The organism is Kribbella sindirgiensis (genome assembly GCF_004331435.1).
Lineage (GTDB): Bacteria > Actinomycetota > Actinomycetes > Propionibacteriales > Kribbellaceae > Kribbella > Kribbella sindirgiensis.
In genome coordinates, this window is record NZ_SJKA01000007.1 from 455,880 (window position 1) to 470,416 (window position 14,537).

Annotated in this window: 15 protein-coding genes; 8 read left to right on the forward strand and 7 right to left on the reverse strand. The window is 70.1% G+C overall.

Features of this window, described 5'->3' with window-relative positions; genetic code table 11:
- Positions 1 to 33 precede the first annotated feature (33 nt).
- Together E0H50_RS22715 and E0H50_RS22720 are read left to right on the forward strand one after the other, a co-directional pair.
- Entirely contained in the window at positions 34 to 795 is a 762-nt protein-coding gene (locus tag E0H50_RS22715) for a DeoR/GlpR family DNA-binding transcription regulator (RefSeq protein WP_131291756.1), read from the forward strand.
- Positions 792 to 1,973, forward strand: a complete 1,182-nt coding sequence (locus E0H50_RS22720; protein ID WP_238151148.1) for an MFS transporter — start codon at positions 792 to 794, stop codon at positions 1,971 to 1,973. The genes E0H50_RS22715 and E0H50_RS22720 overlap by 4 nt, the downstream gene beginning before the upstream one ends.
- Positions 1,974 to 2,062: 89 nt before the next feature.
- On the opposite strand, the gene E0H50_RS22725 is transcribed toward E0H50_RS22720, so the two are convergent.
- Together E0H50_RS22725 and E0H50_RS22730 are read right to left on the reverse strand one after the other, a co-directional pair.
- Complete coding sequence (locus tag E0H50_RS22725) at positions 2,063 to 3,169, reverse strand: trans-sulfuration enzyme family protein (RefSeq protein WP_131291758.1); 1,107 nt, start codon at positions 3,167 to 3,169, stop codon at positions 2,063 to 2,065.
- A 43-nt stretch (positions 3,170 to 3,212) separates the two neighbouring features.
- Positions 3,213 to 3,821, reverse strand: coding sequence for a TetR/AcrR family transcriptional regulator (locus E0H50_RS22730; protein ID WP_131291759.1), 609 nt, complete (start codon positions 3,819 to 3,821; stop codon positions 3,213 to 3,215).
- Positions 3,822 to 3,930: 109 nt separating this feature from the next.
- Between E0H50_RS22730 and E0H50_RS22735 the strand changes: the two genes are divergently transcribed.
- From E0H50_RS22735 to E0H50_RS22745, 3 genes are read left to right on the forward strand one after another with little or no spacing between them, the layout of a single operon-like run.
- The gene (locus E0H50_RS22735) at positions 3,931 to 5,148 is read left to right on the forward strand and encodes a cytochrome P450 (RefSeq protein ID WP_131291761.1); all 1,218 of its coding nucleotides are present in this window, start codon (positions 3,931 to 3,933) and stop codon (positions 5,146 to 5,148) included.
- Between the two features lie 58 nt (positions 5,149 to 5,206).
- On the forward strand, positions 5,207 to 6,337 hold the full coding sequence (locus tag E0H50_RS22740) for a D-alanine--D-alanine ligase family protein (protein WP_131291763.1): 1,131 nt from the start codon (positions 5,207 to 5,209) through the stop codon (positions 6,335 to 6,337).
- Between the two features lie 9 nt (positions 6,338 to 6,346).
- The gene (locus E0H50_RS22745) at positions 6,347 to 7,810 is read left to right on the forward strand and encodes a carboxylesterase/lipase family protein (RefSeq protein WP_131291764.1); all 1,464 of its coding nucleotides are present in this window, start codon (positions 6,347 to 6,349) and stop codon (positions 7,808 to 7,810) included.
- Between the two features lie 469 nt (positions 7,811 to 8,279).
- On the opposite strand, the gene E0H50_RS22750 is transcribed toward E0H50_RS22745, so the two are convergent.
- The 4 genes from E0H50_RS22750 to E0H50_RS22765 all read right to left on the reverse strand — a co-directional run bounded on the left by E0H50_RS22750 (position 8,280) and on the right by E0H50_RS22765 (position 10,832).
- Positions 8,280 to 9,488 carry an RNA polymerase sigma factor gene (locus E0H50_RS22750; RefSeq protein ID WP_131291766.1) on the reverse strand — a complete coding sequence of 403 codons (1,209 nt, stop codon included), beginning with the start codon at positions 9,486 to 9,488 and terminating at the stop codon, positions 8,280 to 8,282.
- Between the two features lie 56 nt (positions 9,489 to 9,544).
- Entirely contained in the window at positions 9,545 to 9,961 is a 417-nt protein-coding gene (locus E0H50_RS22755) for a YciI family protein (RefSeq protein ID WP_131291768.1), read from the reverse strand.
- Positions 9,962 to 10,097: 136 nt separating this feature from the next.
- Positions 10,098 to 10,565 carry a DUF3515 domain-containing protein gene (locus E0H50_RS22760; RefSeq protein WP_131291770.1) on the reverse strand — a complete coding sequence of 156 codons (468 nt, stop codon included), beginning with the start codon at positions 10,563 to 10,565 and terminating at the stop codon, positions 10,098 to 10,100.
- 30 nt (positions 10,566 to 10,595) lie between these two features.
- Positions 10,596 to 10,832: an Lrp/AsnC family transcriptional regulator gene (locus E0H50_RS22765; protein ID WP_170990044.1), complete on the reverse strand. Its 237-nt coding sequence runs from the start codon at positions 10,830 to 10,832 to the stop codon at positions 10,596 to 10,598.
- Between the two features lie 134 nt (positions 10,833 to 10,966).
- Between E0H50_RS22765 and E0H50_RS22770 the strand changes: the two genes are divergently transcribed.
- Genes E0H50_RS22770 through E0H50_RS22780 form a run of 3 tightly spaced genes read left to right on the forward strand, consistent with a single transcriptional unit; the run spans position 10,967 to position 13,357 of the window.
- A complete protein-coding gene (locus E0H50_RS22770) occupies positions 10,967 to 11,929 on the forward strand; it encodes a thiamine-phosphate kinase (RefSeq protein ID WP_131291772.1) in 963 nt (320 codons plus the stop codon).
- Position 11,930: 1 nt separating this feature from the next.
- Complete coding sequence (thiD, locus tag E0H50_RS22775) at positions 11,931 to 12,737, forward strand: bifunctional hydroxymethylpyrimidine kinase/phosphomethylpyrimidine kinase (RefSeq protein ID WP_131291774.1); 807 nt, start codon at positions 11,931 to 11,933, stop codon at positions 12,735 to 12,737.
- On the forward strand, positions 12,734 to 13,357 hold the full coding sequence (locus E0H50_RS22780; protein ID WP_238151149.1) for a DinB family protein: 624 nt from the start codon (positions 12,734 to 12,736) through the stop codon (positions 13,355 to 13,357). Before thiD ends, E0H50_RS22780 begins: the two co-directional genes overlap by 4 nt.
- On the opposite strand, the gene E0H50_RS22785 is transcribed toward E0H50_RS22780, so the two are convergent.
- Entirely contained in the window at positions 13,354 to 14,511 is a 1,158-nt protein-coding gene (locus E0H50_RS22785) for an ROK family transcriptional regulator (RefSeq protein WP_131291778.1), read from the reverse strand. The genes E0H50_RS22780 and E0H50_RS22785 overlap by 4 nt on opposite strands.
- Positions 14,512 to 14,537 lie beyond the last annotated feature (26 nt).

Here is a 14,537-nt window from a genome sequence, read left to right on the forward strand (position 1 = left end):
TTGAACGATCAGGCGGATGGTAGTTTTTTGCGCATGAGAAGTGCGGAACGGCACCAAGTGATCGTAGAACGACTACGAGTCGTGGACCGAGTGTCGGTCCAGGAACTGGTCGAGGCGACCGAGGCCTCGGATATGACCGTCCGTCGCGACCTCGACTTCCTGGCGGCCCAGGGTGTTCTGAAGCGCATCCACGGCGGTGCGGTGTCCGCGATGCCGTCCGGTCTCGAGCCGCCGCACTCGCTGCGTGCCCAGGCCGCGGTCGCCGCCAAGCAGGCGATCGCCCGCGCCGCCGTCGAGCATCTTCGCGACGGCGAGACGATCGTGCTCGACAGCGGTACGACGGCCCTCGAGACCGCGAAGCTCCTGCACGACCGCGCGATGACGGTGATGCCGCTCTCGCTGCACGTCGCGCACGAGTTGGCCGACGCGCCGCGGATCCGGCTGCTGATGCCGGGCGGCGAGGCGCGCAAGGGGGAGCTGTCACTGGTCGGTCCGCTGACCGTTGCCTCGCTGCGGGCGCTGCGCTTCGACGCCGCCGTACTCAGCCCGTGCGCGTTCAGCCTCGACGCCGGGCTGACCGCCTTCGATCTCGGCGACGCGGAGGTCAAGCAGGAGGCGATGAACGTCGCCACCCGCACCATCGTGCTCGCCGACGGCGCCAAGTGGGACCGCGCCGCCCTCGCCTACGTCTGCCCCGCAGAACGCCCCGACCTGATCATCACCGACGACTCTGCCCCCGAGGACCAACGAACCATGCTGACCCAACGCGGCGTACTGGTCGAGGTGGCAGGTTGACCGCCACTGAACAGTTGCAGACCGCACCACCCCGAGCCGCTCGTGTCGCCACCTGGTTGTACTTCGGGCTGAACGGGTTCGCCGTCGGGATGTGGGTCGTGCACATCCCGAGCATCGAGCAGAAGACCGGGATCACGCACAGCACGCTCGGACTGCTCCTGCTGGTTCTCGGTGGCGCTGCCTTCCTCGGTATGCAGGTCGCCGGACCGCTCGTCGACAAACTCGGTCAACGCCGGCTCGTTCCGGCAGCCGGCATCCTGCTCGGCATCGCGCTCTTCGGCCCCGGACTGGCCACGAACTGGTGGACGCTCGGGCTCACGCTGATCCTCGTCGGCTTCGGCAACGGGTCGATCGACGTCGGGATGAACGCGCAGGCCGTCGTCGTCGAGCGCGGCTATCCGCGACCGATCATGGCCGCCTTCCACGCGATGTGGTCGATCGGCGGCGCGATCGCCGCGGTCATCGGTGCGGCCACGCTGCGCGCCGACGTACCGACCGAGGTCACGCTCGCCCTGTCCGGCCTGCTGTGCATCGCGATCGCGCTGGCCGCCAGCCGGTTCTTGCTGGAGGCAACGGTTCCCGACGAGGCGGACGCGGACGACGGTGCGCCGCGGGAGAAGCCGCCGGCGAAGCTGGTCTGGGCGCTCGGCGCGCTCGCGTTCGGGCTGATGCTGTCCGAGGGTGTGGCCAACGACTGGGCCGCGCTGCACTTCCGCGACATCCTCGGCACCTCGGTCAGTACGGCGGCCTTCGCCTACGGCGCGTTCGCGGTCGCGATGACCGTGGGACGGTTCCTCACCGACCGGGTCGCGGCCGTCGTCGGCCCGGCCGCGATCGTGCGCTGGGGCGCCGCGATGGCCGCGGTCGGTCTGACGCTCGTGATCGTCGTACCGTGGGTGCCCGTCGCGCTCGTCGGCTGGGCGATCTTCGGCCTCGGCCTCGCGGGCGGCGTACCGCAGCTGTTCACCGCCGCCGGCAACCTCGACCCGCGCTCGTCCGGCGCCCTGATGGCGCGCGTCGTCGGCCTCGGGTACGTCGGCCTGCTCGCGGGTCCCGCACTGATCGGGGGCCTCGCGCACTGGATGCCGCTGAACATCGCGTTCATCCTGCCGGTCGTGCTGTGCGTGCTGACCTTCTTCGGCGGCCCCATCCTCAAGCGCGCCCCAGCCAACCGCTGATGGGTAAGCGTCCGAGATGCCGGGTTCGCCCACCAGATCCCGGGCGCCAACCCTGCATCTCGGACGTCAACCCATCAGATGCAGGGAGGTCAGCGGGTGAGGGCTTGCTCGAGGTCGCTCCACAGGTCGCCGGGGTGCTCGATCCCGACGGACAGCCGGATCAGGTCCTCGGGGATCGTCGGGGCCTCGATCGGCCAGCGGCGGCGGCGTTCCAGCATGGACTCGACGCCGCCGAGGCTGGTCGCGTGCACCCAGAGTTCGGTGCGCTCGCAGACCCGCTGGGCGCCGGCCGCGTCGCCGCCGAGCTCGAAGGCGAGGATCGCGCCGAAGCCGGACATCTGCGCCGCGGCCCGGTCGTGACCCGGATCGTCGAGCAGGCCGGGGTAGCGGACCCGGCTGACCCGCGGATGCGCGCGCAGCCGCTCGGCCAGGAACGCGGCGTTCGACTGGGCGCGTTCGAGGCGGAGGGCGAGCGTGCGCAGGCCGCGGAGCGCGAGCCAGGCCTCCATCGGGCCCGGGATCGCGCCGAGGCTGCGGCGGCGCAGATCGATCGCCGACCACAGGTCGTCGTCCGCGGTGACGACCGCGCCGAGGACGACGTCCGAGTGCCCGGCGATGAACTTGGTGGCCGAGTGCATCACGACATCCGCGCCGAGGCCGAGCGGCTGCTGGAGCAGGGGAGTCGCGAACGTGTTGTCGACGACGACGGTCGCGCCGGCGGCCCGGCCGGCCGCGGCGAGGGCCGGGATGTCGGCGACCTCCATCGCGGGGTTCGTCGGTGACTCGATCCACAGCATGTCGGCGGTCGCGACCGCTCGGGCGGCTGCTTGGGTGTCGGCGATGTTCACACGCTCGACCTTGAGCCGGCCGGTGCCCGTCTGCTGGTCGAGCAGCGCGAGTACGCCGGAGTACGCGTGCTGCGGCGCGACCACCCGGCCGCCGACCGGGACCAGGTCGATGACCGCCGCCGCGGCTGCCATTCCGGACGCGAACGTCAGCCCGCGCCCGCCCTCCAGCTCGCCGAGCGTTTCCTCGAGCGCGGTCCAGGCGTCGTTCCCGAACCGCCCGTAGCCGCGGTCCCCGCCGGCGACGTACGTCGAGCTGAACACCGGCGACCCGCCGAGCGGCGCATCCGGCACCCGCTCGGGCCGGCCCGCGTGCACGACGACGGTGGACGGATCGAGGTCAGGAGTCATGCCCCGAATTGTCCCTGCCCGTTCGGGGGTGGCAGCGGGTGGGTCAGGCGTCGTGGGTGCCGGGCAGGGGGACGCCGCCGCTGGACAGCAGGCGCATCGCCTGACGGGCCAGGGTCTTCGCGTCGACTGTGCCCGGATGGTCCACCCAGACGCGCACGACGTTCTCGATGACGTTCATCGCGATCCCCGCGGACAGCGCCGCGACGAACTCGAGGTTACGCAGGTCGTCGCCGGGCAACCGGCGGATCAGCACGTCGGCCAGGTCGTTGCGGAACCGCCAGATCAGCTCGTTGAGATGAGCGCTCACCGAACCGTTCTGCTCCGCGAGGTCGAAGACCGCGCGGACCCGGTCCGGGTTGGCCTCGAGTTGCTCGAGGACCCGCTCGATGACCGCCCGCAGCCCGTCCGGCAACTCCATGGAGGGCTGCTGGTGGAACCAGTCGACCGCGTCCGCCAGGCAGTCGTCGACGAACTCGAGGACCAGCCCCTCCTTGGTCGGGAAGTACCGGTACAGCGTGCTCGGCCCGACCTCGGCCGCCGCCGCGATCTGCTCGACCGTCGTCCGGCCGAACCCGTTGTCGCTGAACAGCTCGAACGCCTTGTCCGCGATCAGCCGGCGGGTCCGCTCCCGCTTCACCTCGCGCAGTCCCATCAGCACCTCCGCGGGCAGGGTATCGCCTCCGACGCGCCGCAGCCCTGTTCCTCATCGGAAGTGTCAGCCATATGGTAGTCACTACCAAAATCCTAGGAGAGGGCGCCCGATGACCGAGAGTTTCCCCGTCCGCAGGCCGTCCGGTTGCCCCTTCGACCCGGCGCGGGAGTACGCCGCGTACCGCCGTACCGAGGCGCCCGCGAAGGTGTCCACACCGGCCGGCGTCGACGCGTACGTGATCAGCCGGTACGACGACGTCCGCACCTTGCTCCGGGACAGCCGGCTGAGTTCGCGGCTGGCGCCGTCCGATCACGTCGTACCGGACGCGGATCTGGACCGGGAGGCGGAGTCGGGGTCGATCCTGCAGGTGGACGGGGCGGCGCACAAACGATTGCGCAGGATGCTGGCGACCGAGTTCGCGGTCAAGCGGATGGAGGCGATGCGGCCGCGGATCGCCGAGATGATCGAGGCACGGATCGACGCGATGCTGGCCGCCGGCGGGCCGGTGGACCTGGTCCAGGAGTTCGCGTTGCCGATCCCGTCGCTGGTGATCTGCGAACTGCTCGGCGTTCCGTACGAGGACCGCGACGAGTTCCAGGAGCGCAGCGCCCTGCTCGTCCGGGTGGACGGGTGGACCGACGAGATCGGCCGGGCCAGTGACGAGCTGAACCAGTACATCGTCGGGTTGGTGCTGGCGAAGCAGGCGCATCGCGAGGACGACCTGCTGTCCCGGCTCATCACCCGCGGCGAGGAACTCGGTACGCCGTTGAGCCTGGAGGAGCTGGTGACGGTCGGGGTCACGCTGCTGATCGCGGGCCACGAGACGACCGCGAACATGATCGCGCTCAGCACGCTAGCGCTGCTAGCGAATCCAACGCAGCTCGATGCGCTGCGGGCCGATCCATCGCTCGCACCGGCCGCGGTCGAAGAGCTGTTGCGGTACCTGTCCGTGGTGCACTTCGGGCTGTTCCGGTACGTCACCGACGACCTGCCCGTAGGTCCGCTGACGATCGACGCCGGCGGTTACCTGATCGCGGCGCTGTCCTCGGCCAACCGCGACGAGAGCGTGTTCCCGGACCCGGACCGGCTGGATCTGGAACGGGACGCCGCGGCGCACGTGGCCTTCGGGTTCGGGCCGCACCAGTGCATCGGCCAGCAGCTCGCGCGGGTCGAACTGCAGGAGGTGTTCACGCGGTTGTTCGCCCGCATTCCGACGCTGCGACTCGCCGTACCGTTCGAGGAGATCGACTACAGAGACAACACGCTCGTGTACGGAGTGACAGCGTTGCCAGTCACCTGGGACGGGTCGCTACCTACTGCGATCTGAAGGGTTCTTAACCGAACCCCGGTCGGAACCTGATCTCGGGGCCGCTACAGTCGAGCCGGTGAGTGAGTACCCAGAGAGTCAGCGGAAGCCCCGTGTCGCGGTCGTGTTCGGCGGTCGGTCGAGCGAGCACGCCATCTCGTGCGTGACCGCCGCGAACGTCCTGCAGGTGATCGACCGGGACAAGTACGACGTGGTTCCGGTCGGTATCAGTACCAGCGGGCACTGGGTGCTCGAGAGCGGTGACCCCGAGCGGCTGTCGATCACCGACGGCAAGCTTCCCGAGGTGGACGTGACCGCGATGCCGGTGCTGTTCGGCGCGAACCGCGAACTCGTGGTCAGCGAACCCGACCAGGTGCCGAGCACGCTCGGCGAGGTCGACGTGGTCTTCCCGCTGCTGCACGGCCCGTGGGGTGAGGACGGCACCATCCAGGGCCTGCTCGAGATGTCCGACATCCGGTACGTCGGCTCCGGCGTCCTCGCCAGTGCCGTCGGCATGGACAAGCACTACATGAAGGTCGTGTTCCAGGCCGCCGGCCTCGAGGTCACGCCGTACGTCGTGATCCGCGACCGCGACTGGATGCGGGACGCCGACGCCTGCCGCGCGGCGGTGAACGCGCTCGGCTACCCGGTGTTCGTGAAACCGGCCCGCGGCGGGTCGAGCCTCGGGATCAGCAAGGTGAACAGCCTGGACGAGCTCGACGAGGCGGTCGCGGTGGCGCGGGCGCACGACCCGAAGGTGATCGTCGAGGCGTCGGCGAAGAGCCCGCGGGAGATCGAGGTCGGGGTCCTCGGCGGCCTCGGCGGCGGCAACCCGGAGGTCAGCGTCTGCGGCGAGATCGAGGTCTCCGGCGGCGGGCACGACTTCTACGACTTCGAGACCAAGTACCTGCCGGAGGGTGAGGAGTACACGGCGCTCTCGGTGCCGGCCGACCTGCCTTCGGAGATCGCGGACGAGGTCCGCGCGAAGGCCCTGATCGCATTCGACGCGATCGAGGCCGAGGGGCTGGCGCGGGTCGACTTCTTCCTGGACGCCGACCACCGCGTGATCATCAACGAGATCAACACGATGCCCGGGTTCACGCCGACCAGCATGTTCCCGCGGCTGTGGGCGGCCGCCGGCAAGGACTACGCGGCCCTCGTCGAGCACCTCCTGCAGCTGGCCATGACCAGGCCCACCGGCCTTCGCTGACCGCAGCGGATGGCGCTCGCGAGCACGCAGTACGGGCCAGTCCTGGGGACCGGCGACGACGTCCTGTCCTTCAAGGGCATCCCGTACGCCGCGCCGCCGGTCGGCCCGAACCGCTTTCAGCCGCCACGCCCACCGGAGCCGTGGACGTCGCCCCGTGACTCGCGTCATTACGGGGCGACCGCGCCGCAGACCTCGACCGAGGGCGCGATGGCTGAGCTCATCCCGCGGACGATCATCCCGGGCGACGACTACCTGAACCTGAACGTCTGGACACCGGGTCTGACCGGGCGGGCACCGGTCATGGTGTTCATCCACGGCGGCTCGTTCACGAGCGGCTCCGGAGCGCTGGCGGTGTACGACGGCACGCGGTTCGCGCGCGACGGCGTCGTACTGGTGACGATCAACTACCGGCTGGGCGCCGACGGGTTCCTGTGGTTCGGCGACGGTACGCCGAATCTCGGGCTGCTCGATCAGATCGCCGCGTTGACCTGGGTCCGCGACAACATCGCCGGCTTCGGCGGCGACCCCGGCAACGTGACGGTCTTCGGTGAGTCGGCCGGTGCGATGAGCGTCTGCACGCTGCTCGCGATGCCCGCGGCCGAGGGCCTGTTCCATCGGGCGATCGCCGAGTCGGGCGCCGCGCACAACACGATCAGCCCTTCGAGCGCCCGGCTGGTCGGCACCCGTCTGGCGGCGGCGCTCGGTACGGCGCCGACGCGTGAGGCGATCGCCGACGTACCGGTTCCGCAGCTGCTCGCGGCTGCGGACAAACTCACCCAGCAGGTGGCCGCGAAGCCGCGGCGCAAGCTGTGGGGTGATGTTGCCCGCACGTTGCTGCCGTTCAGTCCTGTGGTCGACGGTGACCTGCTGCCCGGGGCGCCTCTTGACCGCATCCGGTCCGGCGCCGGCGCTGACGTCGACCTCATGATCGGCACGAACAGCGAGGAGGCGCGTCTCTTCCTCGTACCGACCGGCGTCGCCGCCAAGCTGAACACACCGCTCCTGTACGCCGCCGCGGGTCTCCGCTTCGGGTTACCCGTGGCCGGCGTACGTCGGTATCGCGCCAACCGCCCCGGCGCCACGGCGGGTGATGTGCTGGCAGCCGTCATGACGGACTCGTACTACCGCATCCCCGCGATCCGCCTCGCCGAGGCCCACCCTGGCTCGTACATGTACGAGTTCGCCTGGCGATCACCCGCGTGCGGCGGCCAACTCGGCGCCTGCCACGGCCTCGAACTCGCCTTCGTCTTCGACAACCTGGACGAACCGTCCGCGGCCGGAATGCTCGGTCCCGCACCACCCCAACACCTAGCGGACCTACTCCACAAAACCTGGATAACCTTCGCCACCACCGGCAACCCCGGCTGGCCCCCCTACACCCCACCCCACCGCACCAGCCGCCACTTCAACACAGCCTCCGGCACCACCACCAACAACCGCCCCGACGAACGCCTAACCTGGCACCACCACTAACCACAGGCGCTGCACAGGAACTGGTGCGAGTGCCCAACAAATAACCTGTCCAACACCCCCGCCGCACAGCCACCGCCCCAACACAAGCGGGACACGGCCGGGCGCAGTCGCGTGGCGAGAACCCGGGGGCATGGGGCGGACCGCGGCGCGCGACCACGCGGGCGGTTGCACAGGAACTGGTGCGAGCGCCCACCAAATAACCTGTTCAACACCCCCGCCGCGCAGGCACCGCCCCGACACAGGCGGGTCTCGGCCGGGCGCAGGCGCAGGGCGAGTATGCGGGGCGCGGGGCGGGAACGCGGGGCGGGGAGGGCGCGGGTGGGGTGCGGGATGCAGCGTGTGGTGAGCGGGCGAAGGGCGCGGCGCGGCGGAGCGGGGCCGCGCGGGCAGGGCGCGTTACCGACGCGGGCGCGGTGCGGGCGCGGTGCGGTGCTGGCGCGGGTGGGGTGAAGGGGTGCGTGGGTGGGGGTTAGGGGGTGGGGAGGGAGTTGGCTCGGGAGCGTAGGTAGCGTTGTTGGGGGAGGCTGGGGGTTCGGGTGGCTGCTTCTTCGTAGGCTGCTCGGGCGCCCTCCGCGTCACCGGACATTTCTAGGAGGTGGGCTCGGACTGCTGATAGGCGGTGGTCTTTGGTGAGGTGGTCGTTGTGTTCGATGGACGCCAGTAACGTGAGGCCCTCTTCGGGGCCTCGTGCCATGGCGACCGCGACCACGTGGTTGAGGGCGACCATTGGGTTGTCGGTGAGTTGCAGCAGGACCTCGTACAGCGCGACGATCTGCTGCCAGTCGGTCTCCTCGGCGGTCGGCGACTCGTCGTGTACGGCCGCGATCGCCGCCTGCAGTTGGTACTGCCCGACCGGCCCGCGCGGCAGTGTCGCGGTGATCAGTTCGACGCCCTCCTGGATCAGCTCCGGGATCCACAGTGACCGGTCCTGTTCCGCCATTGGCACCAGCTCGCCGAGCGGTCCCGTCCGCGCCGGGCGCCGCGCGTCCGTCAGGAGTAACAACGCCAGCAACCCGGCGACCTCGGCGTCGTCCGGCAGCAGCCTGTGCAGCATCCGAGCCAACCGGATCCCCTCGGCCGCCAGCTCGACGCGTTGCAGGCTCGGCCCCGTCGTACTCGTGTAGCCCTCGTTGAAGATCAGGTACACGACCTTCAGCACGGCTCCCAGCCGCTCCTCGCGATCGGCCGGCATCGTGAACCGCGCGCCGCTGGCCTGCACGCTCGTCTTCGCCCGGGTGATCCGCCGCGTCATGGTTGCCTCCGGCACCAGGAACGCCCGCGCGATCTCCGCGGTCGTCAGACCACCGACCGCCCGCAACGTCAACGCGATCTGCGACGCCGGCGACAACGACGGATGGCAGCACAGGAACAACAGCACCAATGTGTCGTCCGCGTCGCCGACCGGCTCACCCTGCAGCGCCCAGGCCGCGACCCGGTCCTCCCGCCGCTGACGGGCCTGCTCCCGCCGAAGCAGATCCGTCAGCCGGCGAGAAGCGACCGTGATCAGCCACCCGCGCGGATTGTCGGGCACCCCGTCCACCGGCCACTGCTGCGCCGCCGCGAGCAGCGCCTCCTGCACCGCGTCCTCAGCCGTGTCGAAATGCCCGTACCGCCGGACCAGCGCCCCGAGAACCTGCGGCGCCAACTCCCGCGTCAGCTCCTCGAGCGGCACGGTCATGAGTCACCGCCCCATGACCACGCCGGCAGCCCATCCAGAAGCGCGGTCATCGTCACTCACTCCACCAGTTCGTCGCGACCCTCGACGAGCGGCCGGATGTCCGCGTACGCCGTCGCGCGGGCGAACTCGGGCGCCGGCGTGTCGGCGAGCCGCGACGCGATCTCGGTGGCCCGGTCGAAGGACTCGCACTCGACGATCCAGTACCCCGCGAGCACCTCCTGCGTCTCGGCGTACGGCCCGTCGGTCACCACCGACTGCCCGTCCTTCGAGCCCAGCCGCCGGGTCAGCACCGGCGCCGCCAGCCCGCGCGTCTCGACCAGCTCACCCGACTCGATCAGCTCGTTGTTGAACTTCTCCATGAACGCCCCCATCGCCGCGAAGTCCTCCGGCTTCCAGGCAGGCTTGCCCGTGTCCTTCCCCGCCATCCCGTCGTAGTCCTGCTGCGACGCGTACGTCAGGATCATGTACTTCATCAACTTCTCCCGTCCTCCGAGCACCCCACCGCAAGGGGCGCTTCCACCCGAGACGTCGCCTCCCAACTCCCCGACCGGACACGACCGGACACGAGCGGCAGAGAAAATTTCGATCTCGCCAAGGAGTATGCAGTCGTCAGGTGCAGGGCGTGACGAGTTTGTCGAATCTGTGGACGGCGTCGGCGACGTCGGTGAGGGCGTTGGCTTCGGGGGTGTACTTGGCGGGGACGGCGACCTCGAAGTAGAGGGAGCGGCCGATGGTGGTGAAGATGAAGCCGTTCTCGACCTGCTTGGCGAACCAGCCGACGCCATTGACCTCGAAGCACTGGGACTGGGCCTCGGCCATGCCGGCCGGGGGTGTGACGCCGCAGGTCATTTCGATCGGCGGGTCGCCGTACGCCGTGGTCAGCGGGCTGTTCGGGGAGGCCTCACGGCGCTTCGCGTCCAGGACCTTGGCGGGGAGTGCTTTCACCAGGTCGGCGCAGGCGGCGGCAACCTCGGGCGCGGGGGAGGGCACAGGCACCGGCGTCGGCCCCGGGCTGCACCCCGCGATCAGCAGCAGACAGAGTGCAGCACCAATGGTCCGGGATGCGAGTTTGGGCATGCTGAGAAGTGGCGGGTCCCGTGTGGAGGGTCAGATGTGGACGACGGGGCAGGTCAGGGTGCGCGTGATGCCGGGAACGTTCTGGACCCGGGCAACCACCAGCTTGCCCAGTTCGTCGACGTTGCGGGCTTCCGCGCGGACGATCACGTCGTACGGACCGGTGACGTCCTCGGCCAGGGTGACGCCCTGGACCTCGGCGATCTGTGCCGCGACGTCGGCCGCACGGCCGACTTCGGTCTGGATCAGGATGTAGGCCTGGACCACCACGTCGTTCTCCACTCAGTCGTCCTCAGCTGGCTCCGGGCACCCACAGGCGTACTGCGGGAGCGCCGGGCGTACTCTTCGTTGCCCGGTCACGGTACCGCCTAGACTCCGCCTAGCGATATGGGAGGTCTGCTGACGTGACAGAGACGTTGGGGAGCACGGGTGAGTTCGGCCTGATCGCGGCCGTCACCAAAGGGCTGTCCACAGGTGAGGACGTCCTGGTCGGTCCCGGTGACGACGCGGCCGTGATGGCGGTGCCGGACGGCCGCATGGTGATCACGACGGACCTGCTGGTCGAGGGCCGCCACTTCCGCCAGGACTGGTCGTCGGCGTACGACGTGGGTCGCAAGGCCGCCGCACAGAACCTGGCCGACGTGGTGGCGATGGGTGCCCGGCCGACCGCGCTCGTGGTGGGTTTCGGCGGCCCTGCCGACCTGCCGACCGCCTGGGCGCTGGAACTGAACCAGGGCCTTGTCGACGAGTGCGAACTGGTCGAGGCGAGCATCATCGGCGGTGACACCGTTCAGTCCGACAAGATCGTCGTCTCGGTGACCGCGTTCGGCTCGCTGGACGGCCGTCCGCCGGTGCTGCGTTCCGGCGCCCGCCCGGGGGACGAGGTCGCGTACGCCGGGCGGCTCGGCTGGGCCGAGGCCGGCTGGGCGGTGCTCGCTCGCGGGTTCCGCTCGCCACGGGCCGTCGTCGAGGCACACCGGCGCCCGCAACCGCCGTACGCCGAAGGGCCGCGGGCAGCGCTCGCCGGGGCCTCCTCGATGTGTGACGTGAGCGACGGCCTGCTGTCCGATCTGGGCCATATCGCGGCGGCGAGCCAGGTGATCATCGACGTGCACACGAAGGCGCTGACCGTGCCCGAGCCGCTGCAGGCGGTGGCCGCGGCGACCGGTGTGGACGCTCTGCGGTTCGTGCTGACCGGCGGCGAGGACCACGCCCTGGTGGGTACCTTCGAGCCGGCCGACGTCCCCGAGGGCTGGACCGTGATCGGCTCGGTTGCTGAGGGCAACGAGGAGCGACCGGCCGGGACGGTGACCGTGGACGGCGCGCCGTATGCTGCGGACACCGGACACGCCCATTTCAGGAGTTGAGATGCCGCCCCCCAGAGTGCTGACGATCGCCGGTTCCGACTCCGGCGGCGGGGCCGGGATCCAGGCGGACCTGAAGGCGATGCTCGCCAACGGCGTCCACGGGATGAGCGTGCTGACCGCGATCACCGCGCAGAACAGCGTCGGCGTCCAGGGAGCCTGGGAGCTGCCGGAGGAGCAGGTCCGCGCCCAGTTCCGCAGCGTGGTGGACGACATCGGGGTCGACGCGGTGAAGACGGGCATGCTGGCGTCCGAGTCGATGGTCCGGGTCGTCGCGTCGCTGCTGCGGACGCTGCCGCCGGACGTGCCGGTCGTGGTCGATCCGGTGTCGGTGTCCAAGCACGGCGACGCTCTGCTGGCGGCCGACGCGATGGAGGCGGTGCGCGCGGAGATCGTCCCGCTGGCCACGGTCCTCACTCCGAACCTCACTGAGCTCGGTCCGGTCTCTGGCGTTGACTTGGAGACCGTAGAGGACCGGGAGCTCGCTGCGAAGGCTCTGCTGGAGGCAGGCGCGTCCTGGGTGCTGGTGAAGGGCGGCCACGATGTCGGTACGGCGTCCGTCGACGTACTGCACGGACCAGGGGTACGGCGTTCGTACAGCGCGCTCCGAGCCGACAACAGGCACACGCACGGCACGGGATGCACGCTGGCGAGCACCATCGCGTCGTACCTTGCTCGTGGGTACGACGTACCGGGTGCCGTCGGCGCTGCGAAGGAGTACGTGACCGGGGCGATCGCGGCCGGGTTCGCGCTCGGCGATGGCATCGGCCCGGTCGATCACGCATGGAGATTCAGAGGGAGCAGCAGTTGAGTAAGCAGCCCCCGGTGGACGGGTACTGCGAGCAGTGCGGTTTCAGCTACGACACCGGGACCTTGCAGGGGACGGTGACGCTGCTCGTCCGGCAGTCGGCGGACTGCAGCATGGCGCTGACGAAGGCCGCGGCCGGTCCGGACCCGAACGTGGTGCGGCTGCGGCCGGAGCCGGACGTGTGGTCGGCGATCGAGTACGCGTGCCACGTGCGCGACGTACTCGAGGTGCAGCGGCTCCGTATCGCGCAGTGCCTGGCTGAGGACCGGCCGGTGTACGCACCGATGGACCGGACCGGGCGGGTGAAGCAGGAGAAGTACGAGAACCAGGACCCGATGGAGGTCGCGGCCGCGCTGGTGCGGTTCGCGCGCGAGTTCGGGGCGGCGGCGCGAGTGCTGCAGCCGCAGGAGCTGGGGAAGCTCGGGCTGTACAACTATCCGGTCCGGGCGCCGCGCACGCTGGGCTGGATCATCCGGCACACCGCCCACGAGATCCAGCACCACCGCCACGACATCCTCGAGATCCTGGCGAAGGTAGAACCCCCGATCGTCCCCAAGCCTCGTACTGAAGAGAAAGAGGCCGCTGAAGAAGAGGCTGCTGAAGAAGTCGAGGTCGCCGACTAGCGCTGGGCGACCCAGGCTGCGATGGCCTGCTCAGTGGTCAGCTGGTCGAGGGCCAGCGCGGCGGCGCCACGTAGCGGTCCGTCCGGCTGGTAGGTGGCCGGCAGGACCGGTGGGGGAGTACTGCGGTGGAACGTCATCAGACCGCTCTCGTACGCCTCCGCGAAGGTCTCCTCCGCAGCTGCTCGCAGGGGGATGGCTAGGCCGCCGATCGTGACCACATCCGGGTCGTGCGCGTTGACGAGGCCCGCGATGCCGTAGCCGAGTGCGGTGACCACCCTGGTCACTGCGGCACGGGCAGCCCGGTCGCCGCGCCGGAGTACCTCTTCGGCGTAGGCAACGGGGTCGTCCGGCGTCGGCTGCTTCAGGTAGCGGGCCAGGGCGCGTCCGTCGATCTCCAAGTCCCAGCAGCCACGGGCACCGCACGGACAGGTACGGGACCGGTCACCGAAGGGCATGTGGCCGTACTCGCCGCCTGCTCCCGACGCGCCCTGTGCCGGCACCCCGTCGATCAGCAGCGTCCCGCCGATCCCCACCTCGATGATCAGGTGTACCGCCGTACCGGCTCCCGCAGCAGCGCCCGTACGCGCCTCAGCCACCCCACTCAGCGTCGCGTCGTTGCCGGCGAGCAGCGGTACGCCGGTGTCGCCCGTGACCTGTGCAAGGTCCAGCTCGACCCACTCCAGCGTCGGCGCCTGCATCAGGCGGTTGTCACGGACGGTGCCCGGTACGGCGAGGCTGACCATCTGGAGCCGAGCGCCGTACCGCTGCTGCGCCTGCTCCACCTCACGCCGCAGGTTGTTCAGCACGACCTGCGCACGCCGACTCCGGTGTCGCCTGTACTGCGGTTCTTGCAGCGACCCGTCGAGCGCTACCACCGCGCTCCGCCAGCTGCTCTGCCGGAGGTCGAGGGCGAGAACCACAGGTCCCTGAGGGTGCGGCTGCAGCACTGTGGTCGGCCGACCACGCCCCTGACTGGGAGCAGGTACCTCAGTCAGCAGTTGTACGTCGCGTAGCCGGGCGGTGACCTCGGTCGCGGAACCCGTGCTCAGCCGCAGCGCCCGCGCGACCGCGGCCCGTGTGATCCCGGGCTGACGGGTGAGCTGAGTCAGCACGTCCGCAGCCGTCTGCCACTGTCCACGGCGTACTGGAGTCATCACTGCCCTTCCCGTTATGCTCGGAG

Bases quoted from the DNA above. Each gene is read 5' to 3' on its own strand.
- E0H50_RS22715 (WP_131291756.1), top strand. From the start codon at position 34: ATGAGAAGTGCGGAACGGCACCAAGTGATCGTAGAACGACTACGAGTC.
- E0H50_RS22725 (WP_131291758.1), bottom strand. From the start codon at position 3,169: ATGACTCCTGACCTCGATCCGTCCACCGTCGTCGTGCACGCGGGCCGG.
- E0H50_RS22730 (WP_131291759.1), bottom strand. From the start codon at position 3,821: ATGGGACTGCGCGAGGTGAAGCGGGAGCGGACCCGCCGGCTGATCGCG.
- E0H50_RS22735 (WP_131291761.1), top strand. From the start codon at position 3,931: ATGACCGAGAGTTTCCCCGTCCGCAGGCCGTCCGGTTGCCCCTTCGAC.
- E0H50_RS22745 (WP_131291764.1), top strand. From the start codon at position 6,347: ATGGCGCTCGCGAGCACGCAGTACGGGCCAGTCCTGGGGACCGGCGAC.
- E0H50_RS22750 (WP_131291766.1), bottom strand. From the start codon at position 9,488: ATGACCGTGCCGCTCGAGGAGCTGACGCGGGAGTTGGCGCCGCAGGTT.
- E0H50_RS22755 (WP_131291768.1), bottom strand. From the start codon at position 9,961: ATGAAGTACATGATCCTGACGTACGCGTCGCAGCAGGACTACGACGGG.
- E0H50_RS22760 (WP_131291770.1), bottom strand. From the start codon at position 10,565: ATGCCCAAACTCGCATCCCGGACCATTGGTGCTGCACTCTGTCTGCTG.
- thiD (WP_131291774.1), top strand. From the start codon at position 11,931: ATGCCGCCCCCCAGAGTGCTGACGATCGCCGGTTCCGACTCCGGCGGC.
- E0H50_RS22785 (WP_131291778.1), bottom strand. From the start codon at position 14,511: ATGACTCCAGTACGCCGTGGACAGTGGCAGACGGCTGCGGACGTGCTG.